At 41.8% G+C, this 352-nt stretch carries 1 pseudogene; it reads left to right on the forward strand.

Features of this window, described 5'->3' with window-relative positions:
• Positions 1–199 precede the first annotated feature (199 nt).
• Positions 200–352: pseudogene (locus QTO00_RS20945) on the forward strand (1-aminocyclopropane-1-carboxylate deaminase/D-cysteine desulfhydrase); the annotation flags it as partial.

The raw sequence follows: 352 nt of genomic DNA on the forward strand, positions 1-352 counted from the left end.
ATGCTGCTTTTTCTTATTAACTCCTATGTTCATTTGTATCCGCCCAGAGCCACATTGCTCTGGGCTTTTTTTATTTGGCCGTTTGAACAGTCTGTATCAAACATAACAACGTGCTATTGGCCATCAAATTTTGATCTAGATTGATACTCACTCGCGCAAATTGGGTAAGATAATCGGCCATTTTTTACCAATGTACGCCATGAAGCTTGCCAATACCCCAATCACTCAACACCAATTTGCCGATATCCCGTTTTTTCTTAAGCGTGATGATCAGTTGCACAGCCATTTCAGTGGCAACAAAGCGCGTAAGTTCATGGCTGTGTTGGAACAAGACTTTCCAAACGTTACAACG

The organism is Vibrio sp. M260118 (assembly GCF_036533755.1).
Taxonomy (GTDB): domain Bacteria; phylum Pseudomonadota; class Gammaproteobacteria; order Enterobacterales; family Vibrionaceae; genus Vibrio.